The following is a 16669-nucleotide window of genomic DNA, read 5'->3' as shown; positions in this document are numbered from 1 at the left end:
AATGCCGGGTTTTAATAAGGTAGTTTCTTGCTATAGCGAAGCAATGGCAGGCTTGCAAGATGGAATGAGTATTGTTTCTGGTGGCTTTGGACTATGTGGCATTCCTGAGAACCTAATCAAACAAATTAAAAAAATGGCTACTAAGGACTTGACCATAATTTCAAATAATTGTGGAACTACCAACCATGGTTTGGGGATTTTACTGTTTGATCGACAAGTAAGAAAAATGATCGCATCGTATGTTGGTGAAAATGAGAATTTTGAAGCGCAAATGATGGCTGGAGAATTAGAGGTCGAACTAACACCTCAAGGTACTCTTGCCGAAAAAATACGCGCAGGTGGAGCCGGTATTCCTGCCTTTTATACTGCAACTGGCTATGGTACTCCGGTTGCCGAAGGTAAAGAGGTTAAAGAGTTTAATGGTAGACATTACATTCTTGAGCAGGCATTAACTGCAGATTTTGCCATCATAAAAGCTTGGAAGGCTGATACGATGGGTAACTTAGTTTACCGAAAAACTGCACGTAACTTTAATCCTATGGCAGCCACTGCAGGTAAAATAACAGTAGTAGAGGTTGAAGAAATAGTGCAAGCCGGCTCCCTAGATCCTGATGAAATACATACGCCTGGTATTTATGTTGATCGCTTAATTCAGGGGACGTTTGATAAAACAATTGAACAACGAACGATACTAACAGCATCATAAGGATTATAAAATGTCACTTACAAGGCAGCAATTAGCAAAGCGTGTAGCGCAAGAACTTAAAGATGGTTATTACGTAAATTTAGGCATCGGCATTCCAACATTAGTTGCAAATTACGTACCTGAAGGTATGGCAGTTATGCTTCAGTCTGAAAATGGCTTGCTAGGTATGGGACAATTTCCTACAGAAAACGAGCTAGATGCTGATTTAATTAATGCAGGTAAACAAACGGTTACTATGATAAAAGGCGCATCATTATTTGATAGTGCCGAGTCGTTTGCGATGATACGCGGTGGTCACGTTGACTTAACTGTTCTTGGAGCCTTTGAAGTAGACGTTAAAGGTAATATAGCGTCTTATATGATCCCTGGAAAGTTGATAAAAGGTATGGGGGGGGCAATGGATTTAGTTGCAGGTGCAGATAATATTATTGTTACCATGACCCATGCATCTAAACATGGTATTTCAAAGCTTCTAAATAACTGCACATTACCTTTGACGGGAAAAGGTTGTATTAAAAAAGTACTAACAGACTTAGCCTTTATTGAGATAAAAGATGGCAAATTCCATTTGTTAGAACGAGCTCCAGGAGTTTCAGTAGAAGAAATTATAAGATTAACAGAAGGCCAATTAGCGGTGCCTGAACATGTACCTGAAATGAGCTTTTAAGCTAAGGACTATTTATATATCTGTTGCTCAAGGGGTGCGTTTACCTTTGTTTATAGTTAAAATTATCATGAATAAGAATATTATGAATACTGCATTTGATCCAACTGAACATCCACATCGCAGATATAATCCATTAATAGATGAATGGATCTTAGTTTCGCCACATCGCGCTAAACGACCTTGGCAAGGTCAGGTTGAAAAACTTGATGAAGAAGAAAAACCCGCTTACGACAAAGACTGTTTCTTATGTGCTGGTAATACCCGTGTTAATGGTGAAATTAATGATGATTACAAAGAAACTTTTGTTTTTACTAATGATTTTTCAGCAATAAAACAAGATACACCAAACATTAGTATTGATGATCCTCTTTTTAAAATGGAGACCGAAAAAGGTGAAAGCCGTGTTATTTGTTTCTCTCCAGATCATAGTAAAACTTTGCCTCAGCTAAGCGAAAAGGAAATCACTAACATTGTTAATACTTGGCAGAGTCAATGTGAAGAGTTAGGTAAAAAACACCTCTGGGTGCAAATTTTTGAAAATAAAGGCAGTGTTATGGGCTGCTCTAATCCACATCCTCATGGTCAAATTTGGGCACAGCAAAAAGTACCCACTTTAGTGATGAAAAAACAAAAAGCCCAACAAGCCTACTTTGCTCAATACCATAGTAGCTTATTACAAGACTATGTCGCCAGAGAACTTGAGAAGAAAGAGCGCATTGTTGTATCCAATGAAGATTGGCTTGTTGTCGTGCCATATTGGGCAAAGCCAATACAACAGATATCAATAATAGCAGTGTTAGTTTAGAGCAAGTGAGTTTTGCTACGACTAAGTCCTTTAATGTTGCAGCAGTAGGTGTTGTACTGATTCTGTGTGCTTTATACACTGCATGGTGGTAAAGAGATGGCTGGGTAAAATCCTATAAAAATATAGACTAATAAAAGGCTAATAGAATGGCCTTTTAACTCTGTAAGGTAAGAAATGAAGGTATTAGTCACAGGCGGCGCAGGATATATTGGCTCACATACTGTATTAACTTTATTGGCTGAAAATCATTCTGTGGTCGTGTTTGATAATCTATGTAATTCAAGTATTGAAGCAATTAAGCGTGTTGAGCGTTTAAGCGGTAAATCTGTAACCTTTATTCAAGGTGATGTGTGTGATAAAGCGCAACTAAACGAGTTGTTTATTGGTCATGATATCGATGCTGTTATCCATTTTGCTGCGCTTAAGGCGGTTGGGCAATCAACCCAAATGCCACTCGAATATTATCAAAACAATGTTTATGGTTCATTGTGTTTACTTGAAGTAATGCAGCTGCATCAAGTAAACAATTTTGTATTTAGCTCTTCAGCGACGGTTTATGGTGAAGAGGCACAACCGCCTTACTTAGAAACAATTAAACTTGGTACAACAGCAAGTCCATATGGCGCGACCAAGGTAATGGTCGAACGCATTATTGAAGATTTTGTTAAAGCTAATAACGCGTTTAGAGCGGTATCATTGCGTTACTTTAATCCAATTGGCGCTCATGAAAGCGGTGAAATTGGCGAAGACCCGCTTGGCATACCAAATAATTTATTGCCTTATATTGCACAAGTGGCGGTAGGTAAACGTGACAAACTTAGTATTTTTGGCAACGACTACGACACAGAAGATGGCACTTGTAAACGTGATTATTTGCATGTGATGGATTTAGCACAAGGGCATGTGGCGGCGCTTGATTGGTTAGAGAATAATCCTAATTTTAATGGTGCTGAAGTATTTAATTTGGGCACAGGAAATGCCGTGTCAGTATTGGAAATTGTTGCCGCGTTCGAGCAAGCTTATGGCAAAACGTTAGCTTATGAATTTGCCCCACGTAGAAGCGGTGATTTACCAGCTTTTTGGGCGGATGCGAGTAAAGCTAATAGTCAACTTAACTGGCAAGCGAAAAGAAGCTTATTGCAAATGATGACTGACACCTGGCGCTGGCAGTCAAACAACCCAAATGGCTATTGATATGAGTATTAAGCAACAGATATTAACCAATAGTAATAGCATGCAAGTAACGGTAGCTAACTTTGGTGCCCGTATTGTATCGATTAAAATTCCCGTCGATGGCTCTTTAGAGGAAATGTTAGTAACTCATCAGGAAGCCGATAATTTTATTGATGATGAATACTACCTAGGGGCTACTTGTGGAAGAGTCAGTAACCGAATTAGTGGAGCCAAATTTTCATTAGATAACACTTGTTATCACCTACAAAAAAATGACGGAGATAATTGTTCACACAGTGGTTTTGATAGTATTTCTAATCGCTTTTGGCAAGTTGATAATGAAAATACTCAAAACAATGTGGTTAAGTACTCACTAACTTGTCCTGACATGAAAATAGGTTTTCCTGGCGATTTAAGCATCATTGTTGAGTACGTATTATTTGATGATAATCGCTTACAAATTAACTATCTAGCTACGACCACCAGGGCGACGCCAATTAACCTTACCAACCATGCTTATTTTAGTTTAGGTGCTCAAAGTGCACATGAATTAAATGTAAAAATTAATGCTGATAACTATTTACCTAAAACCTCAGATAATTTACCTACGGGTGAGATTAAATCGGTAAGTAATTCGGACTTTGATTTAAGAGAGCTACAAAATATTGGTACACTTGAAGCGAGTGCCAATGACGTTACTCTTGCTAACGGATTAGGTTACGACCATTGTTTTATCGTTAATGATAATACTAAACCTGTAGCGACCTTAATTAATCCTCAAAATAATATGAGTCTACAAGTATCATCCGACCAAGCCGCGATACAGCTCTATACTGGCAAGTATTTACAAGGCAGCTTTACCCCATTTCAAGGAGCATGCCTTGAGGCTCAGGGGTATGTGAATGCGATAAATCAAAGTAACTTTCCTAGCTCGGTATTAGAGCCGGGAGATACTTACAAGAAAACAATTGAATATTTGTTTTTTAACTTTAAAAAACAAATTTAAATGATTTCTGAGAAATGGCCCACCCGGCAGGAGTCGAACCTGCGGCCTCGCCCTCCGGAGGGGCGCGCTCTATCCAGCTGAGCTACGGGTGGTATATATTAGATAAGTTATAGGACATCGTCATTCTAACGAGCAGGTTGCCAGTGTCAACCAATCGATTATAGGTTGCCATTCGTTTGCTGAAATTATGTGCAGATCGAATGCTAATTTAATTTAGTTTTGCTTATGCAAAGTTTTGATTTTGAACTAAAATTAGGTATTGTTAATAAAAATAAAATAGATACTTAAGTATCAGGTTAAAAATGGAATTATTAGGGTTGGTAGGTTATGGCGTTGCCGCTATAGTCTGGGGTTTGTTTACGGTGTTACTAATTAGTGCGCGAAAGTATTCGTTTGCGCGTAACTTTTTGGTGGCTAGCATTGGTGTTACTTTCCTGTCTTTATTGCTGTCTGCAATTCAGGTTTATCAATCTTTTTCATTATTATATGTGTTTATTGTTGAGTTTTTTAAACTGTTAGTTTGGTCGTTATTTTTACTCAATTTAAGATACTCAATTCAATCGTTTTCTCAGTTTTGGCAAAGCCCTGAAATTCGAAAATTTTTAATTGTTGCAGTAATTGCTATCGCTGTGTCGGTGTATAGCATCCAAACTATCAATCAATTTAGTTGGTTCTTTACGGTTTTACTTGCGCTTACGTTGTACCCTTTAGTGCTAGTCGAGCAACTTTATCGCAATGGTTCAGAAACTCAAAGATGGGCTTTCTGGCCATTACTTATTGGCTTAGGTGCGATGCTGGTTTACGATTTTATTATGTATGCACAAGGCGCATTGCTTAATCGATTAGATTTTAATTTCTGGTATGCTCGCGGTTTTGTATTGACCTTTTCAATGCCATTTATTTTGCTCACCAGCAAGCGCATAAAAGATTGGTCGAATTCTTTGTTTGTATCTAGGGATGTGGTGTTTTATAGCACCATGTTAGTTATCGGCGGCAGCTATTTATTATTGTTGTCATTTGCCGGTTACATTATTCGTTTTATCGAGGGGCAATGGAGTGGCGCTCTTGCGGTAGGGTTTCTAGCTCTTGGCTTGATTGTTTTCGCACCAATTGTATTGATGCAAAGCTTTCGCAATAAAGTTAAAGTGTTTATTACTAAACACTTTTTTGCTAATAAATATGATTATCGCAATGAGTGGTTAAAATTGACTAATGCCATTGAAACTGCGAATGCAAACGATATTTATCAAGATGCATGCGTAGCGTTTAAGCAAGTTTTACCAATGAAGATTTGTGGCTACGTTAAAATTAATAATATGAATATTTGTGAGCCCAAGTTTGTTTCAGATTTCAACTTTACCGATGAAAGTTTGCTGCAAATGCGGAAAATTGCGGATTTTTGTCAACAAAAGTCTTGGATTATTGATGTGCGAGAATATCAACATAATCATGATAAATATAAAAGTTTAGATATTGATGAACAACCTCTATTAACACAGCACATTGATGTTTTAGCGCCAGTCGTCCATCAACAAAAACTATTAGGTTTTTTTGTGTTTTCGCATGTTCAAGACAAGCCAACGTTGAATTTTGAAGACCGAGATTTTATATTTGCGGTGAGTAATCAACTTGGTAATTATATTTTCTTACAGCAGGCTCAGCAACAAATTAGTCAGTCACAGCAGTTCAATGTTTTTAGTAGGATGTCTGCATTTGTACTACACGATCTTAAAAATATTCAAGCTCAGCTTTCTTTGATTAACGCTAATGCTGAACGTCATCGAGACAACCCTGAGTTTGTCGATGATGTCTTTGATACGGTTAATTCAGCTGCTAGTCGCTTAGAAAAAGTAGTAAAACAATTAGCAAATAAAAATATTGATAAAATGGTCGATCAGAAACAAGTCGATATTGCTAGTTTGTTAGAAGAAGTATTGGTTGTACGCAATCAACAAAAACCCTACGTAACTTTGGCGGTTGAAAATGATTGCTCGTTAAATATTGATAAAGATGGTTTACTATCAATCATTAGTCACCTCATTCAGAATGCCCAGGAGGCTTGCAGCGCTGATGGAGACGTAACTGTTAAGGCTAATGTACACACTGAAAGTCTGCAGATCGAAATTAGCGATACAGGCGAAGGCATGAGTAAGGAATTTATAAGGCAACAGCTGTTTAAGCCGTTTGAAACTACAAAAGGGAATTCGGGTATGGGCATTGGTGCCTATGAAGCTCGGCATTTTATAGAACAAAATGGTGGCGTTTTAAATGTAGTATCCGTACCAGAGCAAGGTAGTACGTTTACTATAAAACTGCCATTAAGCCACTAGAAAGTGGATGAGGGGATGACATGAGTAAATTATTAATAGTCGATGATGACAAAGGCATTCAAAAACAATTGAAATGGAGTTTGTCCGAATATGACGTGGTATTTGCCGATAATCGTGAACAGGCGATTAGCGCGGTTAGATTACATGAGCCGAAAGTGGTGTTACTTGATTTAGGGTTGCCACCAGATGAAGATAACGCCAGTGAAGGTTTAAAAGCTTTACAGCAAATATTGTCTATAGCACCGTTTACTAAAATCGTGGTGATCACAGGAAATGATGACCACCAAGTTGCACTAGATGCAATCGCTCAAGGCGCATACGATTTTTATCAAAAGCCACTAGATGCTGATGTTGTTAATATCATAGTGCAACGAGCGATGGCTGTGTCAGCGATCGAAAGCGAAAATCGCGATATTCGCGAACTAGGCGGTGTTGACTCCGGCATTATCGGCAATAGTGAGATCATGGATAGATTGCGCACCATGATCAAACGTATAGCGCCGACAGAAATTACTGCTTTATTGCTCGGTGAGAGTGGCACTGGTAAAGAAGTCGTTGCCAATGCGATACATCAACAGAGTAATAGAGCGCAAAAGCCATTTATTGCGATTAACTGTGCGTCAATCCCTGAAAATCTGCTTGAGAGTGAGTTATTTGGTTTCGAAAAAGGCGCTTTTACCGGGGCTCATAAAACGACTAAAGGTAAGATTGAAAATGCCGCTGGCGGCACGTTATTTCTTGATGAAATAGGTGATATGCCGTTTAACTTGCAAGCTAAGTTATTACGCTTTCTACAAGAGCGAGTCATCGAGCGTATCGGTGGACGTCAAGAAATAGCCGTTGACGTTCGTGTTGTTTGTGCGACAAACCAAAACCTCGAGCAAATGGTAGCGAACAAAGAATTTAGAGAAGATTTATATTACCGAATTAGTGAGATGGTGTTGTCAATACCCGCACTAAAAGATCGTGATTATGATGTCTTGATCCTAGCGCAATACTTCTTGTTGCAGTATTCAAAGGATTACAACATGAAAGTAAAAGGATTTTCCGATGAAGCGGCTAATGCGCTCAAGGCTCACCCATGGCCAGGTAATATCCGAGAATTACAAAACAAAATAAAATCGTCAGTAATCATGGCTAATGGTGCTCAAATAACCGATGTTGATTTGGGCTTTATCAACAATGCAAACGAACTGTCTGTGGACTTAAACTTAAGAACCGTGCGAGAGAAAGCGGAATCAAAAGCCGTTGAACAAGCATTTGTTTTAAGTGAAGGGAATATGAGTAAAACCGCAGAAATGCTCGGTGTTACACGCCCAACGCTTTATGGTTTAGTCGAAAAATATGGCTTGCAATTAAGCGTTTGAGTGGGGATAAGTTAAATGGACTTACGAACTAGTCCATTTCCCCCAAATCATGTTTGCTAATGGCAATGTTTTTTTGCTTAATGAGCTTGTCTAAATAGCGATTTAGCTTTACTTTAGCATCGATGTTTTCTTGCAAAAATTCAGCAACGTCGGCTAAGTTGCGGGCAACTTCTACAAAACCATGCTCTATACCAGAATATGACTGTGAACTATCAAGATTTGTTTCGGTTAGTGTTTCAGTTTGAGTTTCGAGGCCAACTTCAGATTGAGTTAACGATGCACTCATTTCGTCACTCATTTCGGAAACCACTGATTCTATGTCTGATTTGGAGAATTTCTGCAAGTCATTTAAGTAGCCGAACAGTAATACCCTATCCATCAGTTGATTTATCTTTCTAGGAATACCGCCAGTAATTGTATTAATTACTGCAAAGCAGTCAGCACTGAACATCTCTTTTTGTTCGCTGCCAGCCAGTGATAGGCGATGATTGATATATTGTTTTGTTTCTTGTTCATTAAAAGGCTTTAAGTGACAAGAAGCGATGATTCTTTGTCGAAACTGTTCCATTTTGGGGCTTTGGATTATCTCTTTAAGCTCTTCCTGTCCTAGTAAAAAACTTTGAATAAGTGGTTTGTCGTAGAGCTGGAAATTCGACAGCATACGCAATTCTTCAACGCTTTCTATTGGTAAATTTTGTGCTTCATCGACTAGCAACAACACTCTTTTGTCGTTATTAAATTGATAGATTAAGTGTTGTTCAATAGACCTCAACATTTCTGCTTTACTTGAATCTTTTGCACTAAGACCGAGTTTTTGCAAGATAACACCAAGTAAGTCGTCCGGACTTAAGTTACTGGTTACAATTTCTATGGCTTGAATATTAGACCCATCAATTGTTTGAACTAAGTTTTTAGCAATCGTCGTTTTGCCGCAGCCTATAGGGCCGGTGATAACAATAAAACCTTCACCTTGTTCAAGTCCATACTGTAAATAAGAAAGTGCTTGTTGGTGCTTGTTGGAGGCAAAGAAAAAACGTGGATCAGGACTTAACTGAAACGGTTTGTTTGATAAATGAAAATGTTCTTCGTACATACTAAAAATTTTTGACCAAGGATAATGAAAGGCGATTTTCTTCGTAATTATAATCTAATCTATTGGAATTTCGATTCAAGTGCAGCAATGAATAGGTAATGACTAAACTTCGATTCAAATTTTGTTCAAAACTAGCACCATAACTGTGGTAATAGTCAATTTGTGAAATTGATTGTGGATTACCATTGCCTAGGTTGTTTTTGTTTATCGCTGCGTAAATTGATAATTCGCTGACTTTACTTGTTTTACGACTAATATTAAACCGTGCCGATTCATACTCATCGTAACTTTCCAGATCTAGATTTTCACGCTTCTGTTTGCCAAAGGATATTGAGTAATCAGTTCTTTTTAGTGCCAATGTACTGGTAAAATTGAATTGTTTATTCAATACAAAATAATCCGCTTGCTCCGGTGTTAAAACTTCTACTTCGCCAACAAGTAAATAGTCATCTAAATTAGTGTTTTCGCCAGGTGCTAACAAACATTGGTCAATATTGGTTATATCATCAGCCAAACACCAAACCTCTTGTAGTTCAGAAGGTACTAATTCGAATCGATCGAACACGTCTAAAGATTCGTTGTATGTAGCTGTACTAGTAATTCGTTTACTACCATGAGTGGCATTGAGTTGATATGCCTCACCAAAAAAACGTTGGTAATAACGGGCATCTAAACTTGAACGAGAAGAGGGTTGCCATTTGACGCTCGCACTATAATAATCTTCTTGTTTGGCTGATACATCGCCAATCGCTTCTGACTCTTCATCAACGGCATTATAGGCTACCTCTAACTGTAAATGCTTTGATGCTAACCAGCGCACCCCAGCACCAATAGATGAAGTACCTTGTATATTTTGGGTTTGAAGATTACCACTGGTGTCTTCATCATAATAGCGAATAAAAGGGTTTATTTTATATGACGTAATCCAACCTACAATGGCTTCAGCAGTATAAAACCGACCTGTATTTTGGTCACTTTCATAATCGCTATAATTACCATTGATATCCCAAAATATTACGTCTGCGCTTCTACCGTTTTGACTCTTTAAGTTGGCGACATAGCCTTCACGGTTACCAATACCGTCATCAGCACTACTTTTACTGTAAGCGATTGTGGAATCAATAATAAATGCGCTTGAGCGGGTGTTGTATGCGAGTCCGGTATTCACCGACTTAAATTCTACGGTATCACCACTAACTATGTCTGCAATGGAGTTTCGAGCAGTGTTTCGACTGACATTTCTAATTGAACCCTGAGCAAAAATTGATAAACCTTTTGGCTTTAACTCCAAGCTTGATGACATGGCTAATTCATTAAAGTGATTATCTAAATCATGATCGTGGCTGTAATAAGCTTTACTGTATTCGTAATCGAGCTCAAGATTAGCTCTTGCACCGACAAATGTTAGGTTAATACCAGGCTTAACCATTGAAACTAGCGATGATTCTTTATCGTTTTCGGCTAAGGTAACATTGTCAGTGTGTATTGCTTCAATTCCAACACGTGGCGTTATTACTAACTCACTGGCGCTGCTTGACCAACAAGTGAGTATTAGTGCGCAACAAGCGAGACGACTACTCAGCTTTAATACCATAGCCGTAACCGTAATAACCATAAGTTTCTTTTTGTGAATTTAGCGACTTATTAAGCACTAAGCCTGTTGCTAATTCTTCGTGCAATAATGACGCCGCGGATTCTACATGCTGTAGAGATGTTTTATTTTCTTCAACGGCAATGAGTGCTTGTCCCATTAGGCGCGCTAAAACAGGGGTTTCGGTAACGCCAAGAATCGGTGGCGAGTCGAAAATGACTATACGATCAGGGTATCGGGTTGACAATTCCTTGGCGAGTGTTGCCATTCGCTCACTTGCTAATAGTTCATTTGATAAATGATGCGGTTTTCCGGCAGGAATAATTTTGAGTTTATCGATATTTGTTTGATAAATGATATCCCCGGCATTGTCTATTCCACCAAGTAAGTACTCAATTAAACCTGGCTTTGAAGTTAAGCCACACTCTCTAAGAATACTAGGCTTTAGGATGTCTGCATCAACCAATAAAACCGTTTTATCCTGCTCTAACGCAATACTCAGTGCTAAATTGATTGAAATAAATGTCTTTCCTTCATTTGGTAAAGCACTAGTGACCATGATTAAATTAGGAAAATCGAGGGTTTTTGATACCGGGCCAAACGCATTATTAATCAACTTTCGTTTGATTTGTCTAAATTCTTCATTCAATTTATTACGCTTGTTTGACACCTCAGGAACAATAAATTGTTTCCTTTCTAGTTCAGCAAGATCAATATCCAAGAACTTTTTATCATTGTTGGTCGAAGTATCTTCAGCCGTGTTTTCTACTTTTGTATTTTCTACTGTAGCACTCTCCGTCACAATATCGTCAGCTTTTCCTTCTGAATTTCTGTGTTCTGTGTAGATATCATCTGAATTATTGGCGTCGGACGCGTCAACGTCAGCAGGATCAGGTGAGGTGTCCACTGATTCCTCTATCTTTTTCTCTGGCTCAATGGCATCTACTTTCTTTTCACCAGCTCGTTTTTTTGCTAATGCCTGTTCTATAGTCGACATTTTAAAAAATCCTTTTCAGTGGCGCTTGAATTAAATCTGGCGCAATAAAATATGCAATCAGCATCATTAATAACAATAGTAAGGCGGTATTAGAAATAATAAACCAACGAGTGCTTTTCCTATTTTTTTGCTCTAGGCCAAGAGTTGGCGACGCACCTACTATTCCGAAAATAGGTATTTGTGTGGTTCTTGCAAGTTGACTTGCCGACAAGACAATAGGATTAATTTGAATGCTCAAGATGGCAGCGCCTATTCCTATGCCGATAGCCGCTATTAGTACCGCAAAGAAAAATAGAATACGTTTAGGTCCTGCTGGTGTAATTGGTGCTCGCGGCGGATCTATGACTCTAAATTGAATTTTATCTGAAGTTGCATCAGCTTGTTTTGCTAGTGATGCCGTTTCTCTGCGAGAAAGCAATTCTTCAAATTTCTGTTTGTTAATTTCATAATCGCGGTTTAAGCCTGATAATTCGGCTTCTACTTCTGGCAATACATGAATTTTATCATTTAGCAGGTTAACTTCCGTTTGATAATCGTTGACTCTCACCTGTAATGATGCGACTTCATTTTCTAGCTGATTTACTTGAATTCTCATTGCCTGATAAACAGGGTTTTGATTGGTTGAATTAGCGTTTTCCGAATCATTAGAATCAATGCTGTAATAATTATTCAGTTCTTCTCTACGCAGTTTTTTCAATTCTCCTAAACGACGAGTTAACTCTTTTACATCAGGGTGACGCTCGGTGTAACTAATCAATAGATCGTCAAGCTGTGCTTGCATTTTCAATATGCTTTCATCATAAGTTGTCGTAATAGAGTTTTCTTCGATGACATTATCAGACACTGATTTTCCGCTCGAGCCTTCTCTATTTAGCTGTGCTTTGGCAGAGGCAAGTCTCGTTTGAGTTTCCAATAATTGTAAATTCGTTGCTTTTAGCAAGCGCTTGGCATTATCTAAAGCCGCGTAGAAACTGTTTGAGTCGCTTGGCATAATACCAGAGTATTTTTGCTTGAACTGAGTCAGCCTTTGCTCAGCAAGTTGAAGCTTTGTTTCATAATCTTCAATTTGTTGCTTCAGAAATTTTTGTGCTGTATCTGTGTCATTTCTAGTTTCACCTAAAGTATTTTCAATAAATACTGTTAATGCCGCTTGCACGATATTTTTGGCAAGTTGCGGGCTCTTTTCTTGAATGGTTAAAGTAAAAATATTCTCTTTTCGAGCACTTGAGATCTTTATATCGTTTTTTAGGTCTTGTACCATATCGTCGAATTCATCTACATCTTTTGCCATCAGATCTAAATCGTTCATACGAGCGATACGTTCAAGATTAGGCCTCGACAATAAGGTTTTCACCATTAAACGAATTTGTGTATTTGGATCTGTTTCGACCATCAGACCTTTCATTAAAGGTCGAAGTAAAGATTGGGTATCGACATAAACTCTGGCTTCGGCTTCATATTGGTCAGGTAGTGAAGAAACGAAAAACCAACCTATCGGGCAAATTAACCAAGTAGAGATGATAATGAAATGCTTCTTGGCCCAGACACCAAGTAGCATTTCCTTTAATTTTTCAATTTGTTCATGCATAAAAGGACTTCTTTATTTTTATTCTTATTTACTTACTTATGAAATGATTGCTTGTTTAAAACCAAGCTTCTGGGATTACAATAATATCGCCTGGTAAAACATCAACGTTTGCTGAGATATCGCCGGCGTTTATAAGATCTTCAATTAATAATTGATATTGGCGTTGTTTGCCATTTTCGATTCGAACTAATACAGCATCGTTACCATCAGCAAATTCCGTTAAACCGCCAACAGCAATAATAACATCCAACAGCGTCATATTTTTACCGTAGGAAACCGCCATAGGCTGTGCAGCTTCACCAATAACCCGAATTTGTTCACTGTAAGGACCAACAAAATTATTTACTGTCACAGTTACAATAGGCTCTCTTAGGTAAGTCGATAATCTTTCCTCAATCGCTCTAGCCAATTGCGTCGGAGTTTTACCTGATGCAGGAATATCTTCCACCAATGATGTTGTGATTTTGCCATCCGGGCGCACAATGAAGCTGCCAGATACATCTTGATTGCGCCATACGAAGATGTTTACTGTGTCACCTGGACCGATTAAGTAGTTATATGAAGCTGCGGTATCTGTTTTTGCTGGATAAATAGTTGCAGAAGGAAGTGTATGGCCACTTGAACATGCAAATAACATACTGCTAAAAATACCGGTAACTAGACCTGCTTTCATCAATGAAAAACACTTGTGCATAGGGTAAAGCCTTAAATTACTTAATTATTATTACTTTTACTTAGATTAGTTCAATGAGCCTCAAAATCATAGAATTAAACTAAAAAATAAGCAAAAAATGTACAAAAATGCAGATATTATTTTTTTGCTCGACTATGATAAGAAGTGAATGGGTAAAAATAAGTATAAAAAATACTCATAAAAATAAAAAACTAGAGATAGTAAAACAAATAATAATAATACGACAGGATGTCGATATTTTAACTAATACATTAGGTGTGTTTTTTGCAAAATAATAACTCTAACTTCTCCTCTATTATGGTGAAGATGCTGTTATGTGTGGACGTTGCTATTTTTTTTAGCGCGTTTGCGTTAGCCGTATCATTAACCGTTTCTCGCGAATTGAATGTCAATTTTATTGGCAGTTCAGTTTTATATATATTTGTTTGTCAGCTTTCATTTCTTGGTGTCGGCTTGTACAAAAGCAAGCTCAGAACAAAGTTTTGGGGTATTTTCCGTCGCATATTGCTAGCTATCGCAATAAGTTTACTTGTTTTAAATGTATTGCTGCAATTTACAAATAACCAATTGCTCACCATGCAAATCATTTTTGATTCGTGTTTATACTCTTTTGTGTTGAGTATTGCGGTTCGACTCATATTAATCAAATTTAATGTTTTAGGTTTTGCTAAACGTAATGTGATTGTTTTAGGAGCAGGGCAGCGAGCACTTATTATCGAAAATAGAATGCGCCGTGAAATAGATCGTCAAGGTTTTAATTTACTCGGGTTTATAGAAATGCCAGGTGATCTAGATGCTGAAATTAAGTCGAGCCATAAAGTAAATATAAAAGGTTCACTAATTGATTACGTGATTAAAAATCAAGTTCATGAAATTGTTGTAGCAACTGATGAGCGCCGAGCCACCTTACCAGTCGAAGAGCTTTTTGCATGCAAACTTCGAGGTGTGCAAGTATCTGAAATATTAGATTTTTTTGAACGTGAAACTGGGCAGATAGCAGTAAACCTGATCTACCCGAGTTGGGTTATCTATTCTCAAGGTTTTTATTCCAATAATGATCTTAGAAATTCACTCGATTGGCTGTTTAATGCTGGTTTAGCAGTGTTGTTATTTATATTCACTTGGCCTTTGATGTTGTTAACTGTATTGGCAATAAAAATGGAAGATGGGTGGTCTGCGCCGTGTTTTTATTGGCAAGAAAGAGTTGGCCTTAATGGTAAAATATTTAATATCGTCAAGTTTCGTTCAATGGCAGTCGATGCTGAAAAAAATGGGCCCAAATGGGCAACAACTAACGACGATAGGGTGACTACAGTAGGCCGAATTATTCGTAAGTATCGTATTGATGAATTGCCACAAATTTATAACGTAATAACCTCTGATATGGGCTTTGTTGGCCCTAGACCAGAGCGACCAGAATTTGTAGACCGTTTAAATACTATAATCCCATATTATAGAGAGCGTCATAACGTTAAGTCTGGATTGACTGGATGGGCACAATTGAAATATCCATACGGCGCAACCGATGATGATGCGGTAGAAAAATTGAAATACGATTTATACTATATTAAACATCGTAGTTTTTTATTCGATTTACTTATTTTGATACAAACGACCGAAATCGTGTTATTTGGTAAAGGGCGATAAAGACTTAAGTCGCTCTAAAAATATATTTTTAGCAACTTGAGTTTGAATTTTTCGTTTGTCACAATTGCCATCAATAGAATACCTAGATAACGTATATTTTGAAGAACTAACTTTGGTATTGACTCCGGAGACAAAGGTGAATGCCATAGTGTAATCCGAGCTTTTTAATAGATCTAAAGTAATGTCGTTAAAACTATCTTCACTACCAACAGGATAGGCAAAGCAGCATATTGGCGATTGTAATTCTTGCTCTAATCTTTGTTTGGAGTTAAGTATTTCTGTTTTTTGCTGTGATTCTGTCAAATGAGATAAAACTTGATGACTGCATGTTTGTGAACCTATTGTAATGCCGCTTTCCTCTACCTCTCGTAGCATATCCCAAGACATAAATAGCGATCTTTTTCTTTTCTCTAAAACCGAACTATCTTTAACAAATTTATTGAGTTCAATGAGTTTTTGTTGCAGAGATAGGTCTGATTCTATTTTCAACTTTAACAATATTTGCCTAATTTGCTCAGTTTCGTTGGCACATAAGAACTCATTTGGTAATTGCCAAAAATCGACAAACTGTTGGTCAATATCAATATGCTTAATTATCCAAGCTGTCTCATCCCACCAAGGAAATACTTTTTGATCTATGAAGTCAGTAGCAATAAAAAACACTGCGGGCACGTTTTCTGCTTTTAATATTGGAAATGCGAGTTGATAATTATCTAAGTAACCATCATCAAATGTAATTAGGGCATAGCGTTTATTTATGCTTTGCTTACTGTCAATTATGGTTTTTAACTGTTCAATCGAAATTAAAGTGAAGTGTTGTTTGAAAAATTGAAGGTGTAGGTGAAATTCGTCCTTTGTACAACTAAATACATTCGGATCAAACTCAGCACAGTTAGAGTCACCTATTCGATGATAATTGAAACAATACAACCCATTTGGCCGCGTTCGCCAATTTATAGACTTCAACCCTGAATATGAAAATAGCTTTCCTTTAAAATCCATCAA

General features: G+C 37.6%; 13 protein-coding genes, 1 tRNA gene and 1 pseudogene. 8 read left to right on the top strand and 7 right to left on the bottom strand.

The features are described 5' to 3' along the window. The first annotated feature begins 1 nt into the window (after position 1). The 5 genes and pseudogenes from LT090_RS15455 (at position 2) to LT090_RS15435 (ending at position 4357) form a co-directional block, all read left to right on the top strand. Positions 2 to 706, top strand: coding sequence for a CoA transferase subunit A (locus tag LT090_RS15455; protein ID WP_068544439.1), 705 nt, complete (start codon positions 2 to 4; stop codon positions 704 to 706). Between the two features lie 10 nt (positions 707 to 716). Further along, on the top strand, positions 717 to 1373 hold the full coding sequence (locus LT090_RS15450; RefSeq protein WP_068544438.1) for a 3-oxoacid CoA-transferase subunit B: 657 nt from the start codon (positions 717 to 719) through the stop codon (positions 1371 to 1373). A gap of 82 nt (positions 1374 to 1455) precedes the next feature. Then, positions 1456 to 2136, top strand: a pseudogene (gene galT / locus LT090_RS15445) (galactose-1-phosphate uridylyltransferase); the annotation flags it as partial. A 216-nt stretch (positions 2137 to 2352) separates the two neighbouring features. Further along, positions 2353 to 3372, top strand: coding sequence for a UDP-glucose 4-epimerase GalE (gene galE, locus LT090_RS15440; protein WP_068544437.1), 1020 nt, complete (start codon positions 2353 to 2355; stop codon positions 3370 to 3372). Position 3373: 1 nt separating this feature from the next. Continuing rightward, complete coding sequence (locus LT090_RS15435) at positions 3374 to 4357, top strand: aldose epimerase family protein (protein ID WP_157726576.1); 984 nt, start codon at positions 3374 to 3376, stop codon at positions 4355 to 4357. A 15-nt stretch (positions 4358 to 4372) separates the two neighbouring features. Here the strand turns inward: LT090_RS15435 and LT090_RS15430 are convergent. Further along, a tRNA-Arg gene (locus LT090_RS15430) sits at positions 4373 to 4449 on the bottom strand. A 210-nt stretch (positions 4450 to 4659) separates the two neighbouring features. Here LT090_RS15430 and prsK point away from each other — a divergent pair. Beyond that, a complete protein-coding gene (gene prsK / locus LT090_RS15425; RefSeq protein ID WP_068544436.1) occupies positions 4660 to 6687 on the top strand; it encodes an XrtA/PEP-CTERM system histidine kinase PrsK in 2028 nt (675 codons plus the stop codon). Positions 6688 to 6707: 20 nt separating this feature from the next. Then, a complete protein-coding gene (prsR, locus tag LT090_RS15420; protein WP_068544435.1) occupies positions 6708 to 8054 on the top strand; it encodes a PEP-CTERM-box response regulator transcription factor in 1347 nt (448 codons plus the stop codon). Positions 8055 to 8082: 28 nt separating this feature from the next. Here prsR and LT090_RS15415 read toward each other — a convergent pair whose 3' ends face one another. Genes LT090_RS15415 through LT090_RS15395 form a run of 5 tightly spaced genes read right to left on the bottom strand, consistent with a single transcriptional unit; the run spans position 8083 to position 13996 of the window. Continuing rightward, the gene (locus LT090_RS15415; RefSeq protein ID WP_068544434.1) at positions 8083 to 9147 is read right to left on the bottom strand and encodes an XrtA/PEP-CTERM system-associated ATPase; all 1065 of its coding nucleotides are present in this window, start codon (positions 9145 to 9147) and stop codon (positions 8083 to 8085) included. A gap of 1 nt (position 9148) precedes the next feature. Beyond that, entirely contained in the window at positions 9149 to 10762 is a 1614-nt protein-coding gene (locus tag LT090_RS15410) for a TIGR03016 family PEP-CTERM system-associated outer membrane protein (protein ID WP_068544433.1), read from the bottom strand. Beyond that, complete coding sequence (locus LT090_RS15405) at positions 10722 to 11735, bottom strand: XrtA-associated tyrosine autokinase (protein ID WP_068544432.1); 1014 nt, start codon at positions 11733 to 11735, stop codon at positions 10722 to 10724. The genes LT090_RS15410 and LT090_RS15405 overlap by 41 nt, the downstream gene beginning before the upstream one ends. Position 11736: 1 nt before the next feature. Continuing rightward, positions 11737 to 13323, bottom strand: coding sequence for an XrtA system polysaccharide chain length determinant (locus LT090_RS15400; protein ID WP_068544431.1), 1587 nt, complete (start codon positions 13321 to 13323; stop codon positions 11737 to 11739). A gap of 55 nt (positions 13324 to 13378) precedes the next feature. Next, positions 13379 to 13996, bottom strand: coding sequence for an XrtA/PEP-CTERM system exopolysaccharide export protein (locus tag LT090_RS15395; RefSeq protein ID WP_226996495.1), 618 nt, complete (start codon positions 13994 to 13996; stop codon positions 13379 to 13381). A 318-nt stretch (positions 13997 to 14314) separates the two neighbouring features. On the opposite strand from LT090_RS15395, the gene LT090_RS15390 reads away from it, so the two are divergent. Continuing rightward, the gene (locus LT090_RS15390; RefSeq protein ID WP_068544560.1) at positions 14315 to 15664 is read left to right on the top strand and encodes a TIGR03013 family XrtA/PEP-CTERM system glycosyltransferase; all 1350 of its coding nucleotides are present in this window, start codon (positions 14315 to 14317) and stop codon (positions 15662 to 15664) included. Here LT090_RS15390 and LT090_RS15385 read toward each other — a convergent pair. Continuing rightward, the gene (locus tag LT090_RS15385; protein WP_068544429.1) at positions 15644 to 16666 is read right to left on the bottom strand and encodes a polysaccharide deacetylase family protein; all 1023 of its coding nucleotides are present in this window, start codon (positions 16664 to 16666) and stop codon (positions 15644 to 15646) included. The two genes, LT090_RS15390 and LT090_RS15385, sit on opposite strands and share 21 nt — an antisense overlap. Between the last annotated feature and the right edge of the window lie 3 nt (positions 16667 to 16669).

The sequence above is a fragment of the Thalassotalea crassostreae genome, from assembly GCF_001831495.1.
Lineage (GTDB): Bacteria > Pseudomonadota > Gammaproteobacteria > Enterobacterales > Alteromonadaceae > Thalassotalea_A > Thalassotalea_A crassostreae.
Note: the sequence above shows the minus strand (reverse complement) of the source record. Positions and strands in the feature narration are given on the sequence as shown.

Excerpts from the sequence above, each read along its gene's own strand:
- LT090_RS15455 (WP_068544439.1), top strand. The coding sequence starts at position 2 with ATGCCGGGTTTTAATAAGGTAGTTTCTTGCTATAGCGAAGCAATGGCA.
- LT090_RS15450 (WP_068544438.1), top strand. The coding sequence starts at position 717 with ATGTCACTTACAAGGCAGCAATTAGCAAAGCGTGTAGCGCAAGAACTT.
- galE (WP_068544437.1), top strand. The coding sequence starts at position 2,353 with ATGAAGGTATTAGTCACAGGCGGCGCAGGATATATTGGCTCACATACT.
- LT090_RS15435 (WP_157726576.1), top strand. The coding sequence starts at position 3,374 with ATGAGTATTAAGCAACAGATATTAACCAATAGTAATAGCATGCAAGTA.
- prsK (WP_068544436.1), top strand. The coding sequence starts at position 4,660 with ATGGAATTATTAGGGTTGGTAGGTTATGGCGTTGCCGCTATAGTCTGG.
- prsR (WP_068544435.1), top strand. The coding sequence starts at position 6,708 with ATGAGTAAATTATTAATAGTCGATGATGACAAAGGCATTCAAAAACAA.
- LT090_RS15415 (WP_068544434.1), bottom strand. The coding sequence starts at position 9,147 with ATGTACGAAGAACATTTTCATTTATCAAACAAACCGTTTCAGTTAAGT.
- LT090_RS15410 (WP_068544433.1), bottom strand. The coding sequence starts at position 10,762 with ATGGTTATTACGGTTACGGCTATGGTATTAAAGCTGAGTAGTCGTCTC.
- LT090_RS15405 (WP_068544432.1), bottom strand. The coding sequence starts at position 11,735 with ATGTCGACTATAGAACAGGCATTAGCAAAAAAACGAGCTGGTGAAAAG.
- LT090_RS15400 (WP_068544431.1), bottom strand. The coding sequence starts at position 13,323 with ATGCATGAACAAATTGAAAAATTAAAGGAAATGCTACTTGGTGTCTGG.
- LT090_RS15395 (WP_226996495.1), bottom strand. The coding sequence starts at position 13,996 with ATGAAAGCAGGTCTAGTTACCGGTATTTTTAGCAGTATGTTATTTGCA.
- LT090_RS15390 (WP_068544560.1), top strand. The coding sequence starts at position 14,315 with ATGGTGAAGATGCTGTTATGTGTGGACGTTGCTATTTTTTTTAGCGCG.
- LT090_RS15385 (WP_068544429.1), bottom strand. The coding sequence starts at position 16,666 with ATGGATTTTAAAGGAAAGCTATTTTCATATTCAGGGTTGAAGTCTATA.